Below are 1661 nucleotides of genomic sequence, written 5' to 3'. Positions count from 1 at the left end.
GACGGGCGCTCTTCATCCCGAAAACATCCCCGTTGAAGGCCCGCCCCCTGTCGGGACGTTACTTGTACTGGCTCGGGTGCTTCGCGAAGAAGTCGAAGCGCGGGGGCAGCTCGCGGATGCGGTGGCGGGCTTCAGTGATCTCGCCGGCGCTGCACAGCTCGTCCATGTTCTCGAAGTCGTAGTTCCAGCTGAAGAAGTCGTCGAACTCGAAGCTGAGGTAGTCGCAGATCTTCTCGGCGCCCGCCGGCACCACGGGGTGCATGAGCAGCGTCGCCATGCGCAGCAGGAAGAACGAGTCCACGAGCACCTGGCGGCGCAGCTCGTCGTCGCCCGTGTTCTCGACCTCGCGGATACCGTCCGACCAGCGCTTGTTCGCCCAGCGGATGAACTCGTCCATGATGGACATGATGGTGTGCAGTTCCACGCGGTGCATCGTCTCGTCGTAGGCGCGCAGCACCTCGTGCACCTTCGCTACCACGTCCTCGGACGCATCGCCCAGCGGCATATAGCCCTCGAAGTTCTTCTGCGCCTCGTAGAAGCAGCTGCGGGCCAAGCGGTTGAACACGTTCGTCAGCAGCGCGCCCTCTTTCAGCACCGGGTCGGCCACGCGCGTGTCCGCAAGCTCCTCGGGGGTGGCCAAAAACGGCTTGGGCTTGAAGCCCACCGACTTCTGGTCGAGGCCGAGCGCCAGGAAGTGCGCGCGCAGCTGCTCGACGGTGTAGTAGTCCAGCAGCTCGTCGGCCGTGGGCGGCTTCACCGAGCCCGACGACGAGGCCTTCTTGTCGCCGAACAGGATGTGATGGTTCGCCACGAGGGTGGTCTGGCGGATGGGATGCTCGGTCACGCCGGGCGTCAGGATGTCGTCAGGGCGCAGCGCCTCGATGAGCGCGGGCTGCGCAACCCCGTAGAAGTACAGGTTGTCCTGGCCGATGAACTGGTACACCTCGGCGTCCTCCGAGCACCAGAAATCGCGCCAGCTGCCGCGCGGCAGGCCCATCTTGTCGTTGACGGCCATGGTGAACGACATGGGCGCCCACAGGCTCTCGGGCCAGCACCACACCGTGAGGCCTTCCAGCCCGTCGATGACCGGCGCCTTCACGCCCCACTCGATGTTGCCCGTGATGCGGAACGGCACGAGCGCCTTGCCCGTGCGGAAGCGGATGCCCGCCCGCCCCAGCACCTCGCGCGCCGCGTCGCGGTCGTCGATGGAGGCGAACTCGATCTCGAAGCTCTGCTTGCCCTTCTCGGCCTCGCGCAGCTGATGGGCCGGCAGCTCGCCCGCCACGGCGTCGTAGGCCTCGCGGGCGTCGTTCTTGATGTAGACGACGGGGGCGCTGAGGAACTCCTTGACGGTCTGCGGCACGATGGCGCGCACCTCGGGGTCGGCCTCGAGCGCCGCCACGTGGCCGCGCAGGAAGTCGGCGAACGCGGGCAAATCGAAGTACCAGTTCTCCACCGGGCGCATCTCGGGAGTCGTGCCCGTCAGCGACGACTTCGGCGCGATGAGGTCCTCGGGGGCGTAGCTGTGCCCCAGGTCGCACTCGTCGGCGTAGGCGTGCTCGGACTTGCAGCCCTGCACGGGGCAGCGGCCCGTCACCTGGCGGCCGTTCAGGAACGTGTGCGCCTCGGCGTCGTAGAACTGCAGCGTGGCGCGCTTGTGC

At 67.1% G+C, this 1661-nt stretch carries 1 protein-coding gene; it reads right to left on the bottom strand.

The annotated features are described in order from the left end of the window. Positions 1 to 58: 58 nt before the first annotated feature. A partial coding sequence (locus ACMO6A_RS00285; RefSeq protein ID WP_418470626.1) for a class I tRNA ligase family protein occupies positions 59 to 1661 on the bottom strand: 1603 nt, incomplete at its 5' end.

Origin of the sequence: Eggerthella sp. (assembly GCF_048329335.1) — a bacterium.
Classification (GTDB): Bacteria; Actinomycetota; Coriobacteriia; order Coriobacteriales; family Eggerthellaceae; genus Eggerthella; species Eggerthella lenta.
Note: the sequence above shows the minus strand (reverse complement) of the source record. Positions and strands in the feature narration are given on the sequence as shown.